This window comes from Natronococcus occultus SP4, from assembly GCF_000328685.1.
Taxonomy (GTDB): Archaea; Halobacteriota; Halobacteria; order Halobacteriales; family Natrialbaceae; genus Natronococcus; species Natronococcus occultus.
This window is the reverse complement of the sequence record NC_019974.1, coordinates 854,583-879,531: the sequence shown is the minus strand read 5'-3', so window position 1 is coordinate 879,531 and position 24,949 is coordinate 854,583. Positions and strand designations below refer to the sequence as shown.

Annotated in this window: 23 protein-coding genes; 9 read left to right on the top strand and 14 right to left on the bottom strand. The window is 66.5% G+C overall.

From position 1 onward, the window contains the following. Window positions 1-108: 108 nt before the first annotated feature. On the bottom strand, window positions 109-846 hold the full coding sequence (locus tag NATOC_RS04365) for a hypothetical protein (RefSeq protein WP_015320211.1): 738 nt from the start codon (window positions 844-846) through the stop codon (window positions 109-111). 178 nt (window positions 847-1,024) lie between these two features. Here NATOC_RS04365 and aroC point away from each other — a divergent pair, with 178 nt between their 5' ends. Further along, window positions 1,025-2,176: a chorismate synthase gene (gene aroC, locus NATOC_RS04360; protein ID WP_015320210.1), complete on the top strand. Its 1,152-nt coding sequence runs from the start codon at window positions 1,025-1,027 to the stop codon at window positions 2,174-2,176. A 46-nt stretch (window positions 2,177-2,222) separates the two neighbouring features. Here the strand turns inward: aroC and NATOC_RS04355 are convergent, their stop codons facing one another. The 3 genes from NATOC_RS04355 to NATOC_RS04345 are packed head-to-tail and all read right to left on the bottom strand — an operon-like array spanning window position 2,223 to window position 8,851. Then, entirely contained in the window at window positions 2,223-5,702 is a 3,480-nt protein-coding gene (locus NATOC_RS04355; RefSeq protein ID WP_015320209.1) for an ATP-dependent helicase, read from the bottom strand. After that, window positions 5,689-6,678 carry a hypothetical protein gene (locus NATOC_RS04350; protein WP_015320208.1) on the bottom strand — a complete coding sequence of 330 codons (990 nt, stop codon included), beginning with the start codon at window positions 6,676-6,678 and terminating at the stop codon, window positions 5,689-5,691. Before NATOC_RS04350 ends, NATOC_RS04355 begins: the two co-directional genes overlap by 14 nt. Beyond that, the gene (locus NATOC_RS04345) at window positions 6,671-8,851 is read right to left on the bottom strand and encodes a PD-(D/E)XK nuclease family protein (RefSeq protein WP_015320207.1); all 2,181 of its coding nucleotides are present in this window, start codon (window positions 8,849-8,851) and stop codon (window positions 6,671-6,673) included. Before NATOC_RS04345 ends, NATOC_RS04350 begins: the two co-directional genes overlap by 8 nt. 272 nt (window positions 8,852-9,123) lie before the next feature. Here NATOC_RS04345 and NATOC_RS04340 point away from each other — a divergent pair, with 272 nt between their 5' ends. Both NATOC_RS04340 and NATOC_RS04335 read left to right on the top strand, forming a co-directional pair. Next, complete coding sequence (locus tag NATOC_RS04340; RefSeq protein WP_015320206.1) at window positions 9,124-9,909, top strand: CHRD domain-containing protein; 786 nt, start codon at window positions 9,124-9,126, stop codon at window positions 9,907-9,909. 350 nt (window positions 9,910-10,259) lie between these two features. Further along, window positions 10,260-11,096, top strand: a complete 837-nt coding sequence (locus NATOC_RS04335; RefSeq protein ID WP_157224585.1) for a hypothetical protein — start codon at window positions 10,260-10,262, stop codon at window positions 11,094-11,096. Window positions 11,097-11,236: 140 nt separating this feature from the next. Here NATOC_RS04335 and NATOC_RS04330 read toward each other — a convergent pair whose 3' ends face one another. The 6 genes from NATOC_RS04330 to NATOC_RS04305 form a co-directional block, all read right to left on the bottom strand. Next, complete coding sequence (locus tag NATOC_RS04330; protein ID WP_015320204.1) at window positions 11,237-11,572, bottom strand: hypothetical protein; 336 nt, start codon at window positions 11,570-11,572, stop codon at window positions 11,237-11,239. A gap of 51 nt (window positions 11,573-11,623) precedes the next feature. Continuing rightward, window positions 11,624-13,567, bottom strand: coding sequence for an aldehyde ferredoxin oxidoreductase family protein (locus tag NATOC_RS04325; protein WP_015320203.1), 1,944 nt, complete (start codon window positions 13,565-13,567; stop codon window positions 11,624-11,626). 178 nt (window positions 13,568-13,745) lie between these two features. Then, window positions 13,746-14,141: a helix-turn-helix transcriptional regulator gene (locus NATOC_RS04320; RefSeq protein WP_015320202.1), complete on the bottom strand. Its 396-nt coding sequence runs from the start codon at window positions 14,139-14,141 to the stop codon at window positions 13,746-13,748. Window positions 14,142-14,467: 326 nt separating this feature from the next. Then, window positions 14,468-15,274: a 5'/3'-nucleotidase SurE gene (surE, locus tag NATOC_RS04315; RefSeq protein WP_015320201.1), complete on the bottom strand. Its 807-nt coding sequence runs from the start codon at window positions 15,272-15,274 to the stop codon at window positions 14,468-14,470. A gap of 49 nt (window positions 15,275-15,323) precedes the next feature. Further along, window positions 15,324-16,793, bottom strand: coding sequence for a small ribosomal subunit Rsm22 family protein (locus NATOC_RS04310; RefSeq protein WP_015320200.1), 1,470 nt, complete (start codon window positions 16,791-16,793; stop codon window positions 15,324-15,326). Next, complete coding sequence (locus NATOC_RS04305) at window positions 16,790-17,542, bottom strand: prephenate dehydrogenase/arogenate dehydrogenase family protein (protein WP_015320199.1); 753 nt, start codon at window positions 17,540-17,542, stop codon at window positions 16,790-16,792. Before NATOC_RS04305 ends, NATOC_RS04310 begins: the two co-directional genes overlap by 4 nt. Window positions 17,543-17,632: 90 nt before the next feature. Between NATOC_RS04305 and NATOC_RS04300 the strand changes: the two genes are divergently transcribed. Beyond that, window positions 17,633-17,875, top strand: coding sequence for a hypothetical protein (locus tag NATOC_RS04300; RefSeq protein WP_015320198.1), 243 nt, complete (start codon window positions 17,633-17,635; stop codon window positions 17,873-17,875). Between the two features lie 113 nt (window positions 17,876-17,988). After that, the gene (locus NATOC_RS04295) at window positions 17,989-18,198 is read left to right on the top strand and encodes a hypothetical protein (protein ID WP_015320197.1); all 210 of its coding nucleotides are present in this window, start codon (window positions 17,989-17,991) and stop codon (window positions 18,196-18,198) included. Between the two features lie 10 nt (window positions 18,199-18,208). Here the strand turns inward: NATOC_RS04295 and NATOC_RS04290 are convergent, their stop codons facing one another. Together NATOC_RS04290 and NATOC_RS04285 are read right to left on the bottom strand one after the other, a co-directional pair. After that, a complete protein-coding gene (locus NATOC_RS04290; protein WP_015320196.1) occupies window positions 18,209-18,556 on the bottom strand; it encodes a DUF7344 domain-containing protein in 348 nt (115 codons plus the stop codon). Between the two features lie 85 nt (window positions 18,557-18,641). Beyond that, window positions 18,642-19,298 carry a helix-turn-helix domain-containing protein gene (locus NATOC_RS04285; RefSeq protein WP_015320195.1) on the bottom strand — a complete coding sequence of 219 codons (657 nt, stop codon included), beginning with the start codon at window positions 19,296-19,298 and terminating at the stop codon, window positions 18,642-18,644. 138 nt (window positions 19,299-19,436) lie between these two features. Between NATOC_RS04285 and NATOC_RS04280 the strand changes: the two genes are divergently transcribed. The 3 genes from NATOC_RS04280 to NATOC_RS04270 are packed head-to-tail and all read left to right on the top strand — an operon-like array spanning window position 19,437 to window position 21,741. Beyond that, the gene (locus tag NATOC_RS04280; protein ID WP_049888649.1) at window positions 19,437-20,450 is read left to right on the top strand and encodes a thiamine pyrophosphate-dependent dehydrogenase E1 component subunit alpha; all 1,014 of its coding nucleotides are present in this window, start codon (window positions 19,437-19,439) and stop codon (window positions 20,448-20,450) included. Further along, window positions 20,450-21,481 carry an alpha-ketoacid dehydrogenase subunit beta gene (locus tag NATOC_RS04275; protein ID WP_015320193.1) on the top strand — a complete coding sequence of 344 codons (1,032 nt, stop codon included), beginning with the start codon at window positions 20,450-20,452 and terminating at the stop codon, window positions 21,479-21,481. Before NATOC_RS04280 ends, NATOC_RS04275 begins: the two co-directional genes overlap by 1 nt. Beyond that, window positions 21,478-21,741, top strand: coding sequence for a lipoyl domain-containing protein (locus NATOC_RS04270; protein ID WP_015320192.1), 264 nt, complete (start codon window positions 21,478-21,480; stop codon window positions 21,739-21,741). Before NATOC_RS04275 ends, NATOC_RS04270 begins: the two co-directional genes overlap by 4 nt. A 19-nt stretch (window positions 21,742-21,760) precedes the next feature. On the opposite strand, the gene NATOC_RS04265 is transcribed toward NATOC_RS04270, so the two are convergent. Next, window positions 21,761-22,762, bottom strand: a complete 1,002-nt coding sequence (locus tag NATOC_RS04265; RefSeq protein ID WP_015320191.1) for a zinc-binding dehydrogenase — start codon at window positions 22,760-22,762, stop codon at window positions 21,761-21,763. Window positions 22,763-22,906: 144 nt separating this feature from the next. On the opposite strand from NATOC_RS04265, the gene NATOC_RS04260 reads away from it, so the two are divergent. Then, complete coding sequence (locus NATOC_RS04260; RefSeq protein WP_015320190.1) at window positions 22,907-23,368, top strand: hypothetical protein; 462 nt, start codon at window positions 22,907-22,909, stop codon at window positions 23,366-23,368. A gap of 292 nt (window positions 23,369-23,660) precedes the next feature. On the opposite strand, the gene NATOC_RS04255 is transcribed toward NATOC_RS04260, so the two are convergent. Next, the gene (locus NATOC_RS04255) at window positions 23,661-24,884 is read right to left on the bottom strand and encodes an iron-containing alcohol dehydrogenase family protein (RefSeq protein WP_015320189.1); all 1,224 of its coding nucleotides are present in this window, start codon (window positions 24,882-24,884) and stop codon (window positions 23,661-23,663) included. Window positions 24,885-24,949 lie beyond the last annotated feature (65 nt).

Below are 24,949 nucleotides of genomic sequence, written 5' to 3'. Positions count from 1 at the left end.
GAGAGCGGTCCCCATAACGTCCTCGGTTCGATCCCTGTCGTAGGCGACCCCTTCTCGATCGGAACGCCTGCCGAAACTCGATGGCACGCACGCGGTGCCGACATCGGCTCACGACGACCGATCCACGAAACGGCTCGCGAGCAGTGCCACGAACACCGCCGTGGCGGCCGACCCGAGGACGACCACCGCTATCGGCGCTTCCGCCCCCACGGTCCCGGCTGCGGCGAAGGTGGCGGTCACGGCGCCGACGACCGTGACTGGCCCGAGAGCGACCGACCAGCGACGCGCCCGCGAAACGGCTGGCTCGGTCGCCGTCCGATGCTTTCCCCAGCGGATCGTCCCGATCGCGTGGAACCGTCGCTCGTCGCTTGCCGCTCTGGTGAGCGTTCGTTTCAACTGCCGCCAGACGTCGATCGTCTCCGGCGAGATCCCGTGTCCGTACAGGATCAGGTAGTCATACTCCCGGAGTAGCGAACGGAGCTGTTTGTGCATCCACTCTCTGGATCGGCTGGTCAGGTTGTGCACGACCTTGAGACCGATCCGTTCGTCGACGACGACGTCGCAGTAGTCGGTTTCCTTCGGCCGCGTGATCGAGCCGGCCGCCGACGGATGTCCCAGCCGCCGCAGGTCGCGCCGTATCGAGCGCCGAAGCTGTCGCTCGACGGTCGCCTCGGAGACGTCCTCGGTTCCGTTTATCCACCGCCTGAGCGAGAGCACCACGTGCCAGTAGACGTGTTCGCGGTCACGATCGGACCCCGTTCGTACGGACGCTGGTAGTCGACTCTCGATCGCGGCACACTCGGCAGGCGTCGTCCGGTCACCCATATCTCGTAACGTCCCACCCATACGAAGACGATACACTCAAGAAGTATGAAACTATTTGCAGCTGCCAGCGAACGACGGGAGTCGGCGATCGCGTCCTCGCGTCGGCGAACCGGATCGAGGACGTCGCTCGAGCGATCGGCCCGATCGAACTTGCGCCAATCCTGCACCCATAAGTACGCGCGCTACCGAGAGAGTGGCAATGAACGGCAACCGCTTCGGTCGCCTCTTCCAGGTGACCACGTTCGGCGAGAGCCACGGGGAGGCGATGGGCTGTACCGTCTCGGGCTGTCCCGCTGGCCTCGAGCTCTCGGAGGAGGATATCCAGGCCGACCTCGATCGACGCAAGCCGGGCCAGTCGATGATCACGACCTCTCGGGGCGAGCCCGACGACGTCTCGATCAAGTCGGGGATCCAGGACGGCTACACTACGGGGACGCCGATCGGAATGGTGATCCAGAACAAGGACGCCCGCTCGGGCAAGTACGAACCCTTCATCACCGCACCTCGGCCGAGCCACGGCGACTTCACCTACTCCGCGAAGTTCGGCACCCGCAACTGGGGTGGCGGCGGCCGCTCCTCGGCCCGGGAGACGGTCAACTGGGTCGCCGCGGGCGCCATCGCGAAGAAACTCCTCGAGCAGGAGGGGATCGAGCTCAAGGCTCACGTAAACCAGATCGGCGATATCGAGGCGCCCGAGGTGAGCTTCGAGGAGATCAAAGCGCACAGCGAGGAAAACGACGTCCGCTGTGCCCACCCCGAAACCGCCGAGCAGATGCAGGAGCTGATCGCCCAGTACCAGGAGGAGGGCGACTCCATCGGTGGCTCGATCTACTTCGAGGCGCAGGGCGTCCCGGTCGGACTGGGCGCGCCCCGGTTCGACTCGCTGTCGGCGCGGCTCGGCCAGGCGATGATGGCCGTTCCCGCGACGACGGCCTTCGAGTTCGGGCTCGGCCGCGAGGCCCGCGAGTGGACGGGCAAGGAGCGAAACGACGACTGGGAGTTCGACTCCGATGGGAACCCGACGCCCGTCGAGAACGACCACGGCGGCATTCAGGGCGGGATCAGCTCGGGAGAGCCGATCTACGGCGAGGTCACCCTCCACGCGCCGACCTCGATCCCCAAGAGCCAGCAGACGGCCGACTGGGAGACCGGCGAGCTCAAAGAGGAGCAGGTTATCGGCCGCCACGATCCCGTCCTCCCGCCGCGGGGCGTTCCCGTCGTCGAGGCGATGCTCGCGCTGACCCTCGTGGACTTCATGCTGCTGTCGGGTCGGATCAATCCCGACCGCGTCGACGACCAGCCCGGCGAGTACGACACCGACTACCACCCGAGCAACCCCAACAACGAGTAACGGGAGATCGAACGGTCGTCTTCGACTCGACGCCGACGGCGACACCCTACCGGAGGCTGTGGTCGTCCGCGTCCGCGAACTCGTCGGGCGCACAGCCAAGCGACCGGTGGCTGCAGTACTCGCAGTGTGGTCCCGGCGTGTAGTTCTCGAACGCCGACCGCTCTGCACTCCGGACGTCCTCGAGCAGCGACTCCCACATCTTGGCCAGTTCGGCGGCCTCGAACAGCTGCGTGTCGGGGCCGGCCTCCCCGACGTAGACGTAGCCGGCGTGGGTCACCGGTTCGTCGAACCGTTCCTGGCAGGCCCGCACGTAGAGCTGGAGCTGGTGGCTCTCCTCGATCGATTTCCGGGCGCGGGTCGCCTTGTAATCGAGGACGACGAGCCCGCCGTCGGGGTGTTCGCGAACCGAGTCGACGTACCCGGTCACGTCGCCGTCGACAGCGAGCCCGTCCAGCTCGATCGGGAGCTCGGCGACGACGACGGGCCACGCTGCGGCCTCGGTCTCGAAGTACCGATCGATACACTCGAGCGCGGGCTCGAGGGCCGCCGACCGGTCGTCACTGCGGGCGAGCCACCGACACGCCTCCTTCCACTCCGCCGGTCCGTCGTACCCTCGCCAGTACGCGAGTTCGGCGACGTCGTGAAACAGGGTCCCGACGTCGGCTCGAGTGACCTCCGCCTCGGAGTCTGTCCGCGGATCCGGAAACGCGCCGACGACGTGATCCAGGACGTGTTTTCGTTCGCAGGCTCTTGCCGCCTCGAGCGACGTGTGGCTGTGTTGCCGTGCTAGCTCGCGGGCCACCCTCTCGCCGAGCGGGGCGTCGGCGAACTGCGAGGAGGCTGCCTCGTCGGCCAGCGTTCCCGCAGCCACGTCGTCGGCGAACTCGAGCAGCGTCTCGAGGGCCTCCGCCGTCGAGAGCTCGCGCTGGTAGTACGTGATCGTGCCGGGGTCTTCGTCGACGCCCCGGTTGACGACGTCGGTGTAGTCGCGGACGGCGTCGGGGGTCTCCGCTTCGATCGCGTCGTAGCCGTCCATCAACGCCTCCCACACCCGCATCCGCGGCCCCTCCGACGACCACTCGATCGGCGTCTCGCTTTCGGCACCGGGGAGCTGCGCGTCTAGCATCGCGGGTGCGGGATCGTCGTCAGAGGCGTCGTTCCCGAACAGGAAGAGGTGCTCTTTCGCCCGCGTGAGCGCGACGTGGAGGATCCGCCACTCCTCGGCGATCTGGTCGTCGCTACAGTCCGCACGGAGCGGATCGGACAGCTCGCCCTTGACGTCCTCGACCAGCACGTCGTAGCCGTAGAGCTTTCGCTGGTAGTTCGCGAGCGTGATGTGGCCGAACTCTTCCTCGGTGAGATACGGCAGGAGGACGGTATCGAAGTCCAGCCCCTTCGCCTGGTGGATCGTCATGATGTCGACGGCGTCCTCGGACTGGGATCCCGTCTCGGTCGCAGCGCCGTCGTCGGTCGACAGCAGGTGTGCCTGCCGTTCGAGGTAGCCCACGAACTCCTCGGAGAGCCCCGACTGGACCGGACTATCGCTGAACGACGAGATCAGCCGGTCGACGTTGTGTAACGCCTCGCGGTCGGTCTCCCGGAGGAACCACTCGACGCGGGTCTCCCGCTTGAAGTGGCGGTAGAGCTCGGAGATCGAGTGGGTGGTCGCGACGTCGCCGAGCCGTTCGTACTCCGCGATCGCCTCGGCGACCCGGTCGGGCGCCGCGAGCGCCGACTCCCGAACCGCGTCGTACCCCTCCGGAACCGTCTCGCCGGCGGCCAGCAACGCGTCGACATCGGCTTCGGGAACCCGGTAGAGATGGAGCAGGACCCGCTGCCAGCTCACGTCGTCTTCCGGTGAGACCAGGATCCGGAAGTACGAGAGGACGGTCCGCACACCCTGGCCGAGCCCCTCCGTCGTCTCGTTCGACAGCGCGTACGGCACGCTGTCTCGGTCGAGCTGGGCTGCAATCCTGCGGACGTCCTCGTTCCGGCGAACGAGGACGGCGACGTCGGAGAGCTCCCGCGCCGGGACGTCCTCGAAACGTCCGGTGAGGAGATGGGAGATCGACGTGCTGACCTGCTCGGCGGTGCCGATCCCCTCGCTGTTCACTTTGAAGACGTTCGGTGGTGCGGGATCGCGGTGAGCCTCGATCTCGTCTTTCGCCGAATCGATGGTCGTCGCCAGATCGAGGATCGGCTGTCGCGACCGGAAGTTCGTCTCGAGATCGATCTCCTCGAACGAGTCGGGGAGATTCGACATGTTTTCCGGATCCTGGCCGCGCCACTCGTGGATCGCCTGGTCGCTGTCACCGACGACCATGATCTCGAGCTCGTCGCGAAGCTCTTCGACCAGCCGGAGCTGGGACTCGTCGGTGTCCTGGAACTCGTCGCAGTAGACGGCGTCCCACTCCGAGAGGACGTCGTCCCGGACGTCCTCGTCTCGCAGGAGCTCGACGGTCCGGTGGATCAGCTCGTCGTAGTCGAACGCGTCGCGGGCGTCGAGTTCGGCCAGGTAGGCCTCGTACGCGCCGACGAACGCCCGCGAGCGCCGGAGCATGTGGACGTAGTTCTCGAGCCGTCCCATCGGCGTCTGGGAGACGGCACCGAGACCGCCGCCGGTATCGTCGCCGAAGATCGCCTGCGGGAGTTTGTACTCCTGCCACTCGAGGTCGTCCGCAGTGTGGAGGTACTCGGCCAGCGCCGTGGCCGTCTCGCACATCGCGTTCAGGTGGTCGCTGACGGCACTCTGTACCCTGCCGGCGCCGTCGAACTCGTCGGCTTTCGCGCCGTAGACGATCGCGAGCCGTTCACAGCGGTCCGCCAGCGCTTCCGCGTCCCACATGAGGTCGTTCGCGTCGACGTCGACCAGATCGGACGCCATTCGGCCCAGCGAGTCGACCAGCGAGAGCAACTCGCGCAGCTCCTCGTCGGACGGAAGGTACGCGCGAATCTCGTCGGGGGCGACGTCCTCGCGGCGCATCGCCTCGATGAATCCCTTCAGCGACCGGAACGTTCCCTCGTGCGTGCCGCCGTTTGCGGGCGATCCCGGCGCCACGAACGAGACGTCGATCTCGTCGTAGACCGACTCGATCAACTGCGGGCGATCCTCGTCGGTCACGAGCTCGAACTCCGGTGAGACGCCGATGTAGTAGGCGTACTCCCGCAGGAGCCGGTAGCTAAAGGAGTGGTAGGTGTAGACGTCGACGTCGAACGCGTCCTCCGGACCGAGGACGTCGCGCAGTTTCTCTCGAACCGCGTGGGCAGCCTCGTTGGCGAAGGTCAACACGAGCAGGCGGTTCGGCGCGGTGTCGCGCTCCCGGATCTCCTCCTCGAGGCGCAACACCATCGTGGTCGTCTTCCCCGAGCCCGCGACGGCCTCGACCTTGTGGGCGCCGCCGGTAGCCTCGATGACCGCGGGCTGGTTGCCCTTGGGGACGACGTCCTCGGCGTCGGCTTCCGTCGCCGATGTCGGTTCCAATCCAGACGGCCCGCTTTCAGCGCCGTTTCTGTCAGTCACCGTCATCGCCCCCGTCTTTCTCGCTCAGTCGTCGATCCGTAAACGACATCTCCGACTCCATCCAATCCGGACACCCATCGCGATACGCACAGTACTTACAAGACCTCTCGGCTATGCGGCTAAATCGCCAGTCTTTGGGATCGGTCTTTCCGTCTATGATCGCGTCGGCACGGTCCTCGATCAGTTCGTTGAGTTCGTCTCGCTCCGTTTCGAACGCGCTCTTGAAGCGGCGCTGTTCAGTCTCGACGTGGATCTCGCCTGTCGATTCGTACGCCGGTCGAGTCGTTTCGAGCAGCCCAGTATAGGCGAAGTCGTAGTCTGGTGAAAGCCCGTATTCGTTGATGAGTCCTTGAATCGCAACCCCCGCCTCGACGAAGCTTCCGATCTGTCGAGGATAGTACCCCTCACCGTTGTGAAATCGCTCGACGTTGTTGTCGTACCACGTTACCTGTAGGACGCCGTTCATATCCGGCAGGTACTTGATACCGAGATACTGTCCGTCGCGCTTCGTGACGGCGTCGACAGTAGTCTCGTATCGAATCCCATCACGTTCGTACCCGACCGTCACGTCGGTGTCGACCACGTCCTCGGCGTGGTCGTGGCCGTCGGTCGAGAGATAGCGCTCGATCGCTGTCCGGATCGCCTGCTCGTCGTACTGGGCCTGTTCGTCGGCCAGGTACGACGCCTCCGAGGACGTCCACAGCCGATCGAGCCGACGGAGTGCGGCGGCGACGCGCTCGTCGGGGGTGACGTCCTCGAGTTGCAGGCCGGCGACGATCGATCGCCGCAGCAGTTCGCGTCGTCGTCGACGGACCCTGTCGTCGCTGGTCGCCCGCGGCGTGATCGGGCGATCGTATTCGAACTCGTGCTGGCGGGGACAGACAACGTGGGTAGCGAGTTGGCTCGCGGTGACGACCGGCGGCTCGTCGGCGTCGTTCGTTCCCGCGCTGTCGCCGTGTTCGTCCGTTCGACGGTCAGTCATCGTCCACCACCTCCTCGGGACCGCGCGTTCGGTCGACCTCGGGTCGGATCGCGCCGCGGGCCAAGTCGAACTGCGTCTCGACGGCCCGTTCGAACCGCGGGTCGACGTCGTTGCCCTCCTCGAGAACGGCCTGGATGGCGGCCAGGGTCTCCTCGGCGGATTCGAGGGCGACCTCGCCGCCCGTGCTCGCCTCCGCCTGGATCCGCTCGAGTTCGGTCCAGGGCTGGGCCAGGATCTCGCTCGAGGCGCTGCCGAGCGTGTGGAGGTCCCGATCGACGCCGGCTCCCTCGACCTCCTCGAGGGTCAGCGAGGGGTGGGACTCGATCTCGTGGAGGTACCGCGATCGGTGCTGGAGCCGACCCATCGAGCCGTCGGCCCGGCGGTAGGTACAGAAGTAGAGGACGTCCTCGGCGGCTCGGGCCCCGATCGCGAGCTGGCGGCGCGCCAGCTCATCGTAGTAGCGCTCGAACTCGTTTCCGTCGGGTTCGGACGCCGTCGCGTAGGTCGCCGCGACGTCCTCGGCGGTGGGGTTCGTAACTGCGGGATACCCCTCCATCTGCTTGATCCAGGCGGTCGGAAACAGCGGCGAGAGCGTTTCGGTGCCGGGGTACTCGGCGTCGACGACGTTGAGCAGAAACACGGCCTTCCGACTGTCGTTTTTGACGATCCCGACGTCGCCGACGGTAACGCCGCCTTCGGGGACGTTCACCTCGGCGGTGTGTGCGTAGGGGGCGTCGTAGGTGATCGCGCGCTCGAGCATCGTCGCGAACTGCGTCCAGTCGTTGTCGAGGATGTCCTGTGCGTCGACGAACTCGGCGATCGAAAGCAGTCGGGAAACGTTCTGGAACTGCTCTCTCGCGTCGATATCCGAAGAGTCGGCTGCGATGCGGCGTTTGAGATCCGTGGTGACGATCCACCGCTTGAGGCTCTTCGAGATGGAGTTTCGAACGACGCAGTCTTCCACCAGCTCCGTGTCGAACGCCGGAACCCGCGACTCGAGCAGCTCGTACGCTCGCTCCCGACCGTCGATGTGATACTGGGCGAGCGCGTGGAGCTCCCGGACGGCGAGGTCCTGTGCCAGGCCGCTGACCCCGGCGGAGGCGGTCGGAACGCCCGAGTGCCGGAGGATCCGCCGCACGCGGGGCATCGGGTCACCGATCGTCCGCAGCAACACCGCGAACTCGTCGTACTCCCACCCGCGGCTCCGACGGAGGTGTTCGATCTCGTTAGCGACCTCCTCGACCTGCCCGTCGAGCGTGGTCGTACGAATCTGGCGGGCGGTTCCCTCGAGATCGTCGCACGTCCCCGTCGCGAGGAATCTGCCGAACGCCCGTCCGGCCGATTCGGATTCCGGAGTCGGGATCGAGACCGCCGTCTCGGCGCCGTCGGTCGTGTGATCGACGACGGAGAGTCCCGCAGCGAGCTGACGAACGCTTCCGGACTCCGTCCGGAGCCGCTCGATGCTCGCGTGCTCTTCGGCCACGCAGATCAGCTCGGCGTTGTGAGCGAGCGCGTGCAGGTAGCGGCGATCGATCGGGGAACACTCCTCGAACTCGACGACGACCACGACGTCGAACTCCCGCTCGATGTGCTCACGAACCGACGGCCGCTCGAGTGCGTCGATCGCTTCCGAGATCGTCTCCGCCTGTTCGATCAGTCCCCGCTCTCGTAGCTTCTCGTGGAAGAACTCGTTTACCGCCTCGAGTTCCCGGAGATAGTCGTCGTACTCGCCGCCGTCCTCGGGAACGTCGAACCCGCCCTGCCACGTGGCCTCCAGGAGGAGCTGTCCAACGTCGCGGCCGAAGGAGTCGTGATCGCTGGCCCCCTCGAAGTACGAGGACCAGTTGTAGCCGTCGAGGATCCGCGCGAGAAACTCGATCCGTTCCTCGTAGGAGAGCCGGGTCGCGTCCGGCCGCGCTTCCTCGAGCACCGTCGTCGCGTGGCGAGGGAGGGACTTGACGTTCGGCCGAGTTTGGAGGTCGGCCTGCTCGCGGAGGTCGGCAGTGAACTCGGGCACGCCGGTCGGAAGCCGTTTGAGCACCAAGATATCCTCCGGCTCTCTGCCGGCGTCGAACGCGTCCGCATAGATGTCGGCGACGCGTGCAGCGAGCGACCCGCCGTCGAACGGGAGAATATGGAGCGTTCCGCCCGGGGAATCTGTCTGGGCCGTCATGCTGGTTGGTATCGTCGTCTCGCGTCGCAAACGTATTTAAATGGCGGTATGTTCGTCGCGATGCCGACGAATCAGAGCTGCGACGCCGTCTCGGTCGTGAGCTACTCTCAGGGCGACGACGTACTAGGCGACGGTGCCCACCCGGACTCCGCACCAAACCCCTAGTCGGGTTCTCGTACGAATTGTATTGGATTTTATGAAATTCAAACTATTCCGTAAAATGAATTTATCGGGTCTGGGGAAATACGTACTCAAGAGTAGTTCAACGACGCATGAGTGACGAGCTTCGATCCAGACGACGGGTGTTACAGGCGACGGGCGTTGCTATCGGCGGCGGACTCGCGGCGGGGACCGCTGGTGCGGACGCCGAGGAACACGACGAGGACGGTACCGACGAGCTGCCGACGGCGTTTTCGGCGGCGATGACCGACGAGGAGATTCCGCGCGAGGTCGACACGAACGCCAGCGGAACCGCCGCGTTCGAACTCGACCTCGAGGCGCGGACGGTTCGCTACTCGGTCGACGTCGAGTGGCTTTGCGACCCGACTGCCGTCGAGATCCGCTACGGGACCGAGGACGAGGCGGGCCACGAACTGGTCCAGCTCTATTCCCACGCGGCGTCGACCGACGATATCGAGGGTCGGTTCGACGGGACGCTCACGGAGGGGACGCTTCCCGTAACTGACCTCCTCGACGCTGCTGACAGAACGGATCTCGAGGCGGTCGCGACCGCGCTGACCGAAACGGAGCTGTACGTCACCGTGGCCACCGAGTCCTGTCCGACGGGAGAGATCCGCGGACGAATCGTCCCCGACTCGAGCCGCGAGGCGGAGCCGATCGCCGAATCGGCCCCCGAGACGGAGTCGACCGACGAGGCGTCGGAGGCAGACCGTGCGGAAGAGAGCGACGACGAGACGGCGGAGGCGGATCCCGACGACGACGCCGAGACGGAAACCGACGACCCGCCCGAGGACGACGACACCGAGCAATCCGCCGACGGTCGCGAGGACGAAACGGAGACGGTCTACGGTGCCCCCGAAGATCCCGACGACGAGTAGTCGCCGACGGAGCGAGCCGCGTCGACGACGCGCTCGCCCCGCCCCTCGTGGCGCTCGGCGACGACGACTGTCTTGCTCACCCTGACGTCCTCGTGAGGTGTATGTACCGATTACTGGACGGTCATGAACTGACGACGGACGTCCTCGGTGTGATTCGGACAGCGAGCCGAGAGTGGCTTCCCAGGCGTATCGACTGTCGATGAAGTCACGGCTGCGGAACTGTTTGTCGCTACAAACGATCGCCCCACGGAATGTAAGGGGAAGTGGAGGTGTAGAGCTACAGGTTCGGCACCGGTTGAAAACGAGTAGCTGGCAGATACTTACTATCCGATCGATAGTTAGCTGCTCGTGTGCACCCGGAGCGGTGGATCGCCGATAGCCGCCGCGGGTGTGCGGAGATACCCATGGTGAACATATCGAAACGCTCGATCGCGCTCGTGATGGCACTGATGATGGCGGTCGCCGTCGTTAGTGGTGCCGGTGTGATCGCGACGGACGACGACAAAGCCGACGAGAAAGTCGACGACGACGTCGACAAAGAGAAACTAGAGAAAGCTGACGACAAAGCCGACGAGAAACACGACGACAAGAAGGACGACAAAGCTGACGACAAGACGGACAAGAAGGACGACAAAGCCGACGATAAGAAGGCGGACAAGTACACGGACAAAGCCGACGATAAGAAGGCGGACAAGTACACGGACAAAGCCGACGATAAGAAGGCGGACAAGTACACGGACAAAGCCGACAAGTACGCTGACAAGGCGGACAAGTACGAGGAGAAGGCGGACAAGTACGCGGACAAAGCGGACAAGTACGAGGAGAAGGCGGACAAGTACGACAAGACGGACAAGTACGACGATAAGAAGACCGACAAGCACGCGGACAAGGACGACAAGACGGACAAGTTCGCCGATAAGTTCGCCGACAAGGTTGACGAGAAGTCGGACAAGTGCGACAAGCACGACGATAAGAAGGACGACAAGAAGGACGACAAGACGGACAAGCACGACGATAAGAAGGACGACAAGACGGACAAGCACGACGATAAGAAGGACGACAAGAAGGACGACAAGACGGACAAGCACGACGATAAGAAGGACGACAAGAAGGACGACAAGACGGACAAGCACGACGACAAGAAGACCGACAAGCACGACGACAAGAAGAAGAGCTGCTACTGCTGATCCCAGCCAGCAGCTCTCGGGTCGTTGCCGCTCTCTTTCTTGCGCAACTGTACGAATAACGCCGTTCTCTCGGCCGTCCGAGTAGCGTCTTCTGTCGCCGATACGACGTCACACCGCGAGGACGTGGACCGACGGTCGGCTCACTCGTTGGCGACGGTCGTCGGGTCCGGATAGGCCTCGAGGTCGGTAACCGTCTCGTCGAACCGACCCCGATCGTTCTCGCGGTAGTGACAGCGCTGGATCCACTCGAGCTGGCGGTTGTACCGGATCTCGATCCGCTCCCAGACGTCCCCGTCACCGTCGGGAGCCGAGCGGATCGAGACGGTCTCGTAAGCCCGAAGCTCGTAGTCGCCGTCGGCGTATCCCGTTAGCTCGAGGGTCGTCCGGGCGGGCTCGAGTTCGGCGGCGGCATGCTCGAGCAGTCGGGTAGCTAACGGGTCGAGTTCGGCGAGACGCGGCAGTTCGGTGTCGGTCATTGGTCGAAGACGGGGCCGCGAAAAATCGGCGGTCGCGAACGGTTTCGGTCGTTAGTCGTCGCTCGGCGCCGCAGCACCACTGTCGCCGGCACTGACGCCGGTTCCGGGGCCGATCTCGATCTCGAGCTTTTCGAGTTTCTCGTCTGGGACGACGCCGTCGACCCAGCCGCGGTGCTCGTAGTACTCTTCTTTCATCTCCTCGAGTTCGCAGAACTCGCCCTCGCTTGCGCCCTGGCCGGGCGTCTCGCCCTCTTCGAGGAAGATCTCTGGCAGGGAGTCGTCGTCGCCGTCGAAGCCGGCGAGGTTGTTGTAGTATCGTTCGAGGTTGTAGATGCGTTCGCCGGTTTCCATCAGCTCGTCCTCGGTGACGTCGAAGCCGGTCATCCCGTTGTACTGGGAGACGTACTCCTCGATCCCCTCGGCGAAGGCGTTGAACTTGCAGATGTCGAACGAGTCGGAGATGGCGTGGAGGTCCTGGAACTCGGCGGTGAGCTCACCCTTCCCCTCGTGCTCGTAGGGGTCGACCTTCTCCGGGATGCCCAGAATCTCGGCAGCGGGTGTGTAGCCGCGCAGGTGGCAGGCGCCGCGGTTCGAGGTGGCGTAGCCGATCCCCATCCCCTTCATGCAGCGAGGGTCGTAGGCCGCGATCGCCTGGCCCTTGACGTCGAGTCGGCAGTCGTGGGCGTCGACGGCGTCGGCGAACCGGGCCTGGCCCTCCGCGAGCAGGTCCGGCAGCTCGCCGTCGCGGTTGGCGATGCGCTCGATCATCTCGATCATCTCCTCGGCGTCGCCCCACTCGACACCCTCCTCGAGGTCGTCGAGGTAGCCCTCCTCGGTGGCGTCCATCGCCATCGCGAGGATGTTGCCCACCTCGATGGTGTCGATCCCCACGTCGTTACAGCGATCGATCATCACCGCGATCTTGTCGCGGTCGTCGTTCAGCGAGTTCGTTCCGAGCGCCCAGGCGGACTCGTACTCGAACGACTCCATCCGGACGTTCATCTCCTCGCCTTTGTGCATCACGTCGACCTCGACTTCCTTCTTGCAGGCGACCGGACAGGAGTGACAGGTCGGCTCGTCGACGAGGATGTTCTCGCGGACGTTCTCGCCGCTGATCCGCTCGGCGTCGAGGACTTCCTCGCCGTCGTGTTCGGCCTCGTTGTAGGACCGCGAGGAGGTGTACTCGCCGTTTTTCGTCGGGTGGCCGTCCATCTCCTCGGTGATGTTCATCAGGACGTTGGTCCCGTACATCGAGAGCCCGCCCTCGTTGGGCGCGGTGACGTCGGACTCGGTGATCGCCTGCATCGCCTGCTGGTGGCCCTCCTTGAACGTCTCCGGGTCCGCAGGCTGGGGCATCTGCGTGTTGGATTTGATGACGACCGCCTTGAGGTTCTTCGAGCCGGCGACACAGCCCGTCCCGCCCCGTCCGGAGGCCCGGTCGTCCTCGTTCATGATACAGGCGTACCGGACCTGGTTCTCGCCGCCGTCACCGATCGCCATGATCGAGAGGTTCTTGCCGTACTGGCCGTCGACCTCCTCTTCGATCGTGTCGCGGGTCTCGTGGACGCCTTTCCCCCAGAGGTGGGAGGCGTCACGGAGCTCGACCTCGCCGTCCTCGATGTAGGCGTAGACCGGTTCGTCGGCCTGCCCCTCGAACAGCAGGCCGTCGAAGCCGGCCCACTTCAGCCGGGCGCCCGACCAGCCGCCGTGGTGGCTGTCCGTAACGGTCCCGGTCAGGGGCGACTTCGTACAGATGGCGATCCGGCCGCTCATCGTCACCTGTGTGCCCGACAGCGGGCCGTTCATGAACGCGAGCAGGTTGTCTGGGCCGAGCGGGTCGACGTCGGCTCCCTTCTCGAAGACGTACTTGACGCCGAGTCCGCGTGCCCCGATATACTTTCGTGCGTCCTCTTCGTCGATCCCCTCGTAGTTTACCTCACCGTCGGTGAGGTCGATACGTGCCACGTTGTCTTGGAATCCGCCGATCTCGGTCATTGTAACGTTCGACTAGTGCATTCGTGCCGACCCGTGTTAGGTGTTGCCGTGTTAGCGTAACGGGTATCGGTTACGGGAACTGTCGTGGAGAAAACCCCGTGACGGGACGTCGTCGGTTCGAGGACGGATGACACGCTCGAACGCGAGCGTGAGAGCGGACAGTCGCGTCGAACGACAGTTACTCGTTGAGGTGAGAACGGTACCCCTTCGGCTCGAACCCGCGCCGACAGATCACTCGCTTTTGACCGACCGTGATCGCGCTGACCTGATCCTCGTCTTCCATCCGGTCGACGACCTCGCGCAGGTGCTGTTCCGACCAGCCGGTTTCCTCGAGGACGGCCGACTCGTCGACGCGCCCGCCGCGTTTGACGAGCAGTCGGAGCACCTTGTCGTCGTCGGCCAGCTGTCGGTCGTCGGTCCCGTACTCGATCTGTTCGGCGTAGCTCAACGTCTCGTTTTCTTGTTCCGCGGTCGATTCTGTCACCGATTCGGTTTCGGAATCGGTTTCGTCGTCGTCGGTCGGTTCTGTCGACCAGAGCGACGAGAGTCGTGTCCAGAGCGTATTAAATCCCATCTTTGATTTCCTCCGCTGAGAGCAGCGCTGCCTGACCGTTGGTCTACCGTGTAGTTGTGTCCGGTCCGTTATATACTTGGTCTGCTGTCGGGTTCGATTCGTGCTCATGCGATCCCGGTAGAATAGCACCGTCCTTGCGAAGCGCAAGCCGGTTCTACCCGGTCGATCGCGCTATCCCCGTAGTCGCTGCGATCGAACGTCCTGCCGTCCCTTGATTCGTTGACTCGATCGACGAGGCGGGAGTCAGACGGATTACTGTAACGATCTCCCGGCGCAACCGCCGTTCGAGTCGCGGTCGCGCCGGAACTGACGGACAGCAAACCGTATCAGTCGTCGGCTGTTGCGACCGTCTCGAGGTAGGTCTCGGCCAGTGCCTCGAGAATTTCGTGGTGGTTCGTCGAGTGAGGCGCCGTCAGCGGCGAGACGCTGATCCGCCCCTCGGCGACGGCACGCCGATCGGTCCCTTCCGGATCGGGGATTGTCTCGGGATCCATCGACTCCCAGATCCGGTCGGTGAGGTGGACGGCGTCGCCGTTTCGCTCGGCGTCCATCTCGTAGCGCTTCGAGGGTCTGGTGATCTCGACCGGGGCCGGGTCCGTGTCCGGAAGCGGGACGTTGACGTTCAGGTACGCCGCGTGGTCGAACACGCCCGCGTCGAGGGCGTGTTCGGCGAGGTAGGAGGTAACGCGGGTGGCCTCGGCGAAGTCGGCGGGCTCGAGGTCGATCTCGTCGAACGTGATGTCCCCGAGCGGAACGTACAGCGAGGTTGCGATCGCCGGCACGTCGAAGAAGGCGGCCTCGACGGCCGCGCTGATCGTCCCCGATCGCCCGAGGACGTACTCGCCGAGGTTGGCCCCCTCGTTACAGCCCGCGACGACGAGGTCGGGGTCGGGACCCAGCTCCGCGAGTCCCGCGACGACGCAGTCGGCGGGCGTCCCCTCGACGGCGTAGCCGAGCTCGTGCTCCCGGACGTCGACCGCGTGGGAGATCGATCGCCCGCAGGCGCTCTGGTCGTTCGCGGGCGCGACGACGGTGACGTTTGCGTGCTCGGCGAGGGCGTCGTGCAGCGCCCGAATCCCCGTGCTGTCGATCCCGTCGTCGTTGGTCAACAGGATCTCGAGAGGCTCGCTCATGTCGGCGTCCTCGAACGGGGTCGCGAAAAGCGCTCCGGAACGAGCACCGTTATCCGATCCGATCGACGACCGTCTCCTCGTCGACGACCAGGTTGTACGCCTCCTCGTCGTCGTTCCACAGCGCGAGGACGCCCTCGAACGTGAGCACCTCGCCGTAGTCGGCCTCGAGCAGCGCACGGTTGAGCGCGCTCTCCCGGGTGAGCACGGCGTAGTGATCGACGTCCTCGCTGCCGTCGCTGATCTTGAACAGGGGGTTCGCGCCCGCGTCCGACAGCGAGCGGCTGAGCTTCGCCGCGGCCAGATCGATCCGGTTGGTGACGTGGCGCTCGGTCTCGGCCAGCTTCGCCCAGTCGCTGGTCTCGAGGGCGATCTCGACGCGGCGCCGTCCGTCGAGGCGCAGCTGCGAGTAGGAGAACTGGACGTCGACGTTGACGAACTCGCCGGGGGCGTGGTCGTCGTCGTCCGCCGGCGTCGCCTCGTCGAGTCGGCGCTGGAACGACGGCACCGCCAGATCGGGCCGGACGTCGAACGACCAGCCGCGGTCGGTCGGCGTCGCCCCGGGCCAGAGCCGGACTGTCGGGCCGTAGACGGTGACCTCCCGGTCCGAGTCCTCGCTCTCGCCGGCCGCCCCGGGAACGGTCGTCCCCTCGAGCTCCCGTTCGAGCGCCCGGAGCTCGACGCTCGTGTTCTTGTCCGCAGGCGCCATCGCCAGGAAGGTCCCGTCGGGCGTCAGCGCCGAAAGCGCCGAGCGGGCGACCGCCTCGGGATCGGCGACCTCGCTCAGTACGTTGCAGGCGAGGACGAGGTCGAACCCGTCGTCGCCGCCGAGCGCGCCGAGGTCGACGTCCTCGACGGGGTCGCGGTGGATCGTCGCGTGGACGTTCCGACCCGTTTCCGCGAGCAACCCCTCGAGGACGTCGGCGGCTGCGCTGGGTTCGATCGCGTGGTAGTCGACGACGACGTCGTCGGGGAGGTAGTCACAGAGCCCGAGCGCGGGGCCGCCGACCCCGGCGCCGATATCGAGGACGCGCAGCTCCCGGTCCAGCAGGCTCCGCTCGGCCAGGTCGTCGAGCGCGTACTGGATTGCGGCGTAGTAGCCCGGGAGGTGATAGATCGCGTACCCCGCCGCGACGTCGTCGTCGTACTCGACGGGACGGCCCTCGAGGTAGCGGGATTTGAACCGACGGATCGTCGACCGAAGCAGCTGGCCCGTTGCGTCGCGGTGCCAGTCGACGCCGTACCGGTCGACGAGCAGGTCCTCCAGTCGTTCCTCGTAGCGGGCGGGGAAGCGTTCGACCGGCCCCCGGCGTGGGCTCACGGGCTCGTCGTCGACGGGGACGAAGGTGCCGTCCTCGCGCTCGAGCAGGCCCAGCGAGACGGCCTCCTCCCGGAGGTGTTGGCGGACGACCGCCGGGTGGGGGTTGCCCTCGACGTAGTCACAGATCTCCTCGGGGTCGATCGGGCGGACGTTTCGCAGGTACTTCGCGTTCGAACGGATCGCCTCGCGTTGGTCGGTCATTCCTGATCAGCCTCCTCGCGTAGCTTGCGTGCGGCCTCGGCGTACAGCGTCTCGAACTCGTCGTGATCGGCCTCCGCGAGCGCCCGGGCGGCGTCGGCGACGGCCTCGGCGCCGTCGAACGCCTCCTGGATGTCGGCGTAGACCCGCGGCGTCCCCGCGGTCACCTGCCGTGCGAGCGCGCGCAGTTCCTCGTAGACCGGCGTCTCGAACCCCTCGGGAACGTCCTCGGCCGACAGCGCGAACGCCAGGACGGCGGCGTGGGTCGCCGACTGGACCGTCTTCATCGCCTCGTCGTGTTCCTGCGGGGTCGTCTCGACGAGCTCGTTGCCCCGGTCCTTGAGGGCCGCGAGCAGCGTCTCGATCGTCGGCCCCGCGTCCTCGCGGACGACGGCGATCGAGCCGGGCGCCCGCTCGGGAGCAAACAGCGGGTGGAGGCTCGCGCGCTCGCGGTCGGGGGCGTGGCGGGCCATCGCCGCGAGCGGGTCGACCATCGCCCCCGAGACGTCGACGATCGCCGCGTCGGCCCGCGGGGCGTGGTCGGCGATCGCCCCGTCGGCGTGCGAGAGCGGCACCGCGATACAGACGACGTCGTAGGTCGTGTCGTCCTCGAGGGGGACGGCCTCACCCCCGACGGTGTTCGCGGCCGCGGTCGCGGCTGCGGGATCGACGTCGGCGAAGGCGACCTCGGCGTCGACGGCGTCGCCGAACCACGTTCCCATGGCGCCCGCACCGACGATCAGTACGTCCATCGGGGAAATATACCCGACCCCGTCGCAAAAGGCGTTCGATCCCGCAAGCAGGAGGGCTATCCCCACGAGTCGAGAACCTCGACGTATCCGATGACCGAGGACTCACAGTCGACCCTCGAACGCAGAGACGCGATGCGACTCACCGGCCTGGCCGCCGTCGGCTCGCTGGCCGCGCTGGCCGGCTGTGGCGACGACGACGGCAACGGCGACGACGAACAGCCCGACCACCCGGACGAAGCGAACGATTCCAACGGCGGGGGCGGTGGCCCGATCGACGAGGAAAACGAGACTGGCGGCGGCCCCGACGAGCGCGACGACGAGGACGAACCCTGACGCGACCCGTCGACGGTCTCGTTCGTCCGCGCTGAAAGATCGCTCAACAGGATATAAATAGCGTCTGCGAGAGACGGCCCGAACCGTATCCGCGCCGACAGTCCACCGTCGGTATGGTCGATATCGGAAACCCGTTCGGCGTAGATCTGGCGACGACTATTTTCGGCGCGGGACTCTCGCTGGTCGTCTCGGCGGGAGCGATGCTCTACGAGGAGCAGATCACCGGCTGGACGTCGGCCGAGATGATCGGCGCCACGGGCGTCGGGCTCGTCGTGGTCGGGGCGTTGTTAGGGATCGTCCTCGTGATCGCCGGCCTCCGGTAGCGCCGGTCGATCACCGGTCGTCGTCGCGGTTCGAACGAATCGCTTCCTCTCGCGCTTGGAGCAGCCTCCAGGCGACGCGTGTGGCCTCTGTCGTTCGAATCCTCCCGCTCTCGGAATCGTACTCGATCACGTCCCGGTCCGCCATCTTCGGCAAGTGACAGTGGTAGAGCGCGACTTCGATCCGGGCTCGTTCTCGAGCCTGTGTGTCGTCCCCGCCCTCGGCGAGCTCCGCGGCGACGTCCTCGAGCGTCGTCTCGGAGCGCGTCCGGAGCACGCGGAGGAGCCGTCGCCGAGTCCGGTGAGAGCAGACGTCGTGGAGACCGTCGACCGCGTCGGAGACGTCGTGGTTGGGAGCCATCGCAACTCGGACAAGAGCGTCGTTCGATTTCCAACGTCGGGTAGTTACGACAACCAGTTTATAGCGGGACCGGGTCGAGAGTCGCTCACTCCGACCGCGGGATCGGGAGGGCGGCCCGAAGCACCGCGTTGGCGCCACGGCGGACGCGCTCGGAGGCGGCCTGCTGGGAGATTCCCAGCTCGTCGGCGATCGCGCTGAGATCGGTTTCTCGCGGCACCTCGAAGTATCCGCGCCGGACGGCGAGGACGATCGCCTCGTGCTGACCGGGCGTGAGCTCGAAGCGCCGCCCCGCCCGCGAGGCCTCTGCGAGCGGGTGGACCCGACCGACGCGAATCGAGATCGACCGCTCGGTGCAGTACTCCGAAAAGCGCTTTACCTCCTTGTTGCCCGGAAACCGGACTCTAAAGTACCAGCCCGCCTCCGTCGTCATCGCCTCGAGGACGACGGCTTCCGTCTCGGCGAGTCCTCGAAGGAGTCCGTCGGCGCCGCTGGACCACACTGCCCGGTACAGCGCGGTGCCGTCGAGCCGATCGATCTGGCTGATGCTCTCGATATCCGAGTCCGAGCCGACGTGGTGTTCGAACGCCTCGAACCCCTCCCCGGTCGCCCAGAAGTACGGCACGACCTGCCCCCCGACGGGGACGATCGCCTCGAGTTCGATCTCCATGTGCTCGACCGTCTCGAGCGCCGAACCGAAGACGAACTCCTCGGTTGCAATGGTGAACTCGACGATGACGCTCATGCGATCGTATTCGTGCGCCCGAGTATACGTTGTCTGCCGTCTCCTGCGGTTTCGGCGGCTCGACGGACGCTACCTATATGTCAATTCGCCTCGATAGTGGTAGCGTACATCATGGTGGCTGTTAGCGAGTTACGTGAAATGTTCGAGGACGCGGTGACGGCACGGTACTACGAGGAACGGCTCCAGGAGGAGTACCTCGAGGGAAAACAGCCGGCGTTCGACATCTCGGCCGGGCCGATCCCCGGCGAGTTACATCTCGCGGCCGGCCAGGAGGCCGCCGCCGTCGGCGTCTGCCAACACCTGCGCGACGACGACACCGTGACGGCACCCCACCGTCCTCACCACGTCGCGATCGCGAAGGGTGTCGATCTGAAACGGATGACCGCGGAGATATTCGGCCGGGAGACCGGATTGAGCAGCGGGAAAGGGGGTCACATGCACCTGTTCGACCCCGACGCGGGCTTTGCCTGCAGCGGCATCATCGCCCAGGGCTGTCCGCCCGCGGTCGGCGCGGGGCTCGCGGCGAAAAAGCGCAACGAGGACAGCGTGGCCGTCGCCTACCTCGGTGAAGGGGCGATCAGCCAGGGCGCTTTCCTCGAGTCCCTGAACCTCGCGGCCGTCCAGCAGCTGCCCGTTGTCTTCGTCATCGAGGACAACGACTGGGCGATCAGCATGCCCAAAGAACGGGTCACCGACGTCGCCGACGGCTCTCAGCGTGCCGGCGGGTTCGACATGCCGGGCGTCCGCGTCGACTACGACGACGCGACGGCGGTCTACGACGCCGCGAGGGATGCCGTCGGCCGGGCGCGAGCCGGTAACGGGCCGACGCTACTCGAGGTGCAGGTCCACCGGCGGATGGGCCACTTCATGGGCGACCCCGAGAGCTACCGCCCGGACGAGGACGTCGCGGCCGCCGAGCAGCGGGACTCGATCGAGCGGCTCGCCGACGAGCTCCGGAACGAGGACGTCCCGGACGACGAGCTCGAGACGATCCGCGAGGACGCCCGCGAGCGCGTCGACGAGGCCATCGAGTGGGCGAAAGAGCAGCCCGAGCCCGATCCGGACGCGGCCTACGAGGACGTCTTCGTCAACCCGCCGTCGGGCGTGACGAGCGAGGAGCCGAGCCACGAACTCGCCGGGGGTGACGACTGATGGCCCAGGAGGAACGACGGCAGGCGGTCGAGCGCGAACTGACGATGAGCCGCGCGATGGTCGAGGGCATCGCCCACGAGATGCGCGAGGACGACGAGGTCTTCTACATGGGCGAGGACGTCGCCGACTACGGCGGCATCTTCGACAGCACCGAGGGACTGCTCGAGGAGTTCGGCCGCGATCGGGTGATGGACGTGCCGATCAGCGAGACGGCCTACCTCGGGGCGGCCGTCGGCGCCGCACAGGAGGGGATGCGCCCCATCGCGGAGCTGATGTTCGTCGACTTCTTCGGGGTCGCGATGGACCAGATCTACAACCAGCTGGCGAAAAACACCTACATGAGCGGCGGGGCGGTCAACGTCCCGATGGTGCTGACGGCCGCGGTCGGGGGCACGTACAACGACGCCGCCCAGCACTCCCAGACGCTGTACGGCACCTTCGCCCACCTGCCGGGGATGAAGGTCGTCGTTCCCTCGACGGCCTACGACGCGAAGGGGCTGATGCACAACGCCATCCGGGACGACGACCCCGTCGTCTACCTCTTCCACAAGCGCCTGATGGGGATCGGCTGGCTGCCCGCCCCCGATGGGCCGAAGACGCCGGTGCCCGAGGAGGAGTATACCATCCCCTTCGGCAGCGCCGACGTCAAACGCGAGGGGGAAGACGTCACCGTCGTCACGCTCGGTCTGCACGTCCACCGGGCGCTCGAGGCCGCCGACGCCCTCGCCGAAGACGGGATCGACGCCGAGGTGATCGACCTCCGGACCCTGGTACCGCTCGACACGGAGACGATCCGCGAGTCGGTCGCGAAGACGGGCCGGCTGGTCGTCGTTGACGAGGACTACCAGTCCTACGGCGTCACCGGCGAGATAATCGCCAGCGTCGCCGAGGGCGGCCTCGCCGACCTCGAGACCGTCGAGCGGGTCGCAGTGCCGGACGTGCCGCTGCCGTACGCCCGCCCGATGGAAAACGAGGTCGTTCCGGATAGCGAGGACATCGAGAGCGCGGTTCGCTCCGCCCACGACGCATGAGCGGGACCGACGACCGCGTCGCCGTCGCCGCGAGCGACGCCTGGCCCGAGGACGTCGAGGAGGAGGAAGGCGTCGTCGTCAACTGGTTCACCCGGGAGGGCCGACACGTCGAGGAAGGCGAGGCGATCTGCGAGATCCAGGTCGAGAAAGTCAGCGTCGACGTGCCCGCCCCCGCCGATGGGGAGCTGGTCGCGGTCGAACGCGACGAGGACGACGAGATCAGCTCCGGAGACGTCCTCGCCTACGTCGCCCCCGGCTGACAGCGGGGGTCGACGGGACCTACTCGTTGACCAGCAGCAGCTTTCCGACGAAGTCGCCGTCCTCGCCCAGGCGGTGGGCGTCGGCAACCTCGTCGAACCCGAACCGCTTGTCGATATGCGGTTCGACCGCGCCGTCGTCGACCAGCGCCGCGATGTCGGCGAGCTCCTCGCCGATCCGTTCCTGGCGCTCGCCGAGTATCACCGGGAGGATGACCAGCACGACGCCGAGCTCGAGGGAGTTCATGTGCATCGGCGAGAGGTCGAGCTCCCCGGCCGCGCTCGATTCGGTCGTGACGACGGTCCCGAACGGCCGCACCGCCTCGAACGCCGTTTCGAGGTGGTCGTCGCCGATCGGGTCGAAAACGGTGTCGAACCCGTCGCCGCTGGCGTGCTCGGCGGCGTAGCGCTCGACGTCTGTTTCGGTGTAGTCGACGGTCGCGTCGGCGCCCAGCTCCGCCGCCAGCTCCAGCTTGGCGTCGCTCGAGCCCGTCGCGGTCACCTCGCCGCCGAACCACTTCGCGACTTGCACCCCGATGTGGCCGACGCCGCCGCTGGCGCCGTAGACCAGCACCTCCTCGTCGATGTCGACGGTCGTCTTGTCGGCGAGCATCTCCCAGGCGGTCAGCGCGACGACGGGCAGGGCCGCGCTCTCCTCGAGCGAAATCGCTTCGGGAGCGTGTGCGAACGTCCCCGCGTGGCCGACGACGTACTCCGCGAGCGCGCCCTGGCGGCCCGCGCCGCCGGGCATCCCGTAAACCTCGTCGCCCGCCTCGAAGTCCTCGACGTCCTCGCCGACGGCGTCGACGACCCCCGAGACGTCACAGTGCAAGATGGCGGGCATCTCGGGACCGATATCGGCGAGGTCGCCCCGGCGGATCTTGTAGTCGACCGGGTTGAGGCTGGTCGCGGCGACCTCGACGCGGATCTCCTCCGGGCCGGGATCGGGGACCTCGACGGTCGTCTCTGCGAAGTTGTCCGGATCGCCGTACTCCTCGAGCACGTGGGCGGTCATCTCGCTCATCGTATTTCGACGGACGGGCTCCGGACCGGAGTATCCCGCGCTTCCGGAGAGGCGTGCTGGTATGCGAGGGGGTTCGCGGTCCGTCGCCGAGAGAGGTGTCGGTGCGGGAAACATTCAACCTGGTCGTCGTCGAACCGACGAGTGATGACGCGGACCCCGCTCGACCGGTGCCGCGACGAGGACGGCGACTGGATCACCCCGTCGGGACGGGTGGGCGAGTTCCTCGTCTTGCTCGTCGGACTGCCGCTGTTCGCCTGGTTCGCGGCCGGCGATCTGGGCGGGCTCGCGCCCGGCGAGAGCTGGCTCGCGCTCGCCGTCGGCGTCTGGGCCGGGTTCGCCTACGCGATCCTCTTCCGGGAGTGGCTGCTCGCGGCCGTCCCCGACGAGCTCGGCGGCTGGACCGTCGTCTCGCTTGCCACCGGGGGGTTCGGACTCTCCGTCCTCGAGGTCGTCCACCTCGCTGCGCCGACCGTCCTCTTCGTCCTCGCGGCCGGAACAACGGTGCTCGTCGTCTCCCTGCTCAGGCTCGTCTCGCCGCTCCACGACGGGATGGAACCGCAACGACGGGGCGTCGAACCGCCCGCGTCGGCCGACCTCGAGCGATAGCAGTAGATAGTAGCACAGTTCGCACTCTCGAACGAAACTCGCGTTACGTACAGCGAACTTTTTTACCGGGGGCATCGGCTGACGCCTTCGGCGTCAGCCTCAACCCCCGGCAAAAAAGTTCGATGAAAAAAGGCCGACGGCTCGCCCGTCAGGCTCGCCGTCGGTGAAACGCCTCGCTTCGCTCGGCGTACGCTTCTCCGACCCGCTCCGTTCCATACGCACGCTCTACGTAACAGTTCGAGCTATTCCGACTCGCCCGAACAGAGAACGCGTACTCCCAGCTACTGACGAACTACCAGGCCTTCTCGAGGACGTCCTCGATCTCCTCGGCGGTCGGGTCCAGTCCCGGCGGCGCGTTGGCCATGAAGCCGTCGGCGAGGATCGCCTCCGCGACGGCGGCGAAGTCGTCGTCCGTGACGGGCTCGAGGTCCCGCAGGCGGGCGGGGAGGCCGAGCTCGTCGCGCAGTGTCGCGACCCGGTCGACGACCGCGGCGCCGTGGTCCGCGGCCTCGCCGACCCCCAGCGCGTTCGCGAGCAGCCCGGCCCGCGCGTCGACGTCCTCGTGCTCGAAGAGGTAGCGGAGGACGTAAGGGACGACGACGGCGTGGGCGACCCCCTGCTGGAGGTCGTAGGCGTCCCGCAGCCCGTGGCCGAAGGCGTGGACGACCGACAGCGTCGTTCCGTCGGGACGGGAGATCCCGTACTGGACGAGGACGAGTCCTTCGAGCAGCGTCTCGTAGACCTCGCGGTCGCGCTCGCCCTGCCCGAACGCCTCAAGTCCGTCCTCGAGTTTCTCGAGGCCGTGCCTGGCCGTCGCGTCGGTCACCGGGGTCGCGTCGGCCGCGTAGATCGTTTCGAGACCCTTGTCGAACCCGTTCATGGCCGAGCCCGCGAGGATCGAGTCCGGCGTCGTTGCGACCAGTTCGGGGTCGTAGACGGCCGCGGTCGGCATCAGCCCGGGGTCGGAGATCCCGCCGCCGAGCTCCTCGTCGACCAGCCCCGAGTCGGGCGCGGCGGTGATCCCGGCGCCCGTCGAGAGGTCGGCGCCGGCCAGCGTCGTCGGGATCGCGACGATCGGTGTCGGATCGTCGGGGACGTCGATCGTCCCCGTCTGGGCGAACTCCTCGGCGATCCGATCGCGCGGGCGGTCGCTCCCCGCGAGGACGGCGATCGTCTTCGCGACGTCGAGGCTGCTCCCGCCTCCGAGGGCGACGATGGCGTCGGCGCCGGCGTCCTCGAGGCGATCGAGCCCGTCGAAGGCGGTCCCGAGGCGCTTGTCGGGCGTCGTCTCGTCGAAGACGCCAGCCAGCCGATCGCCCAGCCCCTCGCGGACTGGGTCGATCACGTCGGGCGTGCTCCCGACAGTGGAGCCACAGACCACCAGCGCGCGCTCGAGGCCGCGTCGCTCGAGTTCGTCCGCGAGATCGTCAACACAGCCCGCGCCGAACCTGATCGTCGCGGGGTGGTACTCGAACCGGAAGGCCGGATCGCGCGTCGTCGCGTCGGGTGCGGTCATGGCTCCCCGTAGGACGGGATCGCAGTAAAAAGGACCAGCGGCGTCAGCCGGCCCGGTCGCGGTGC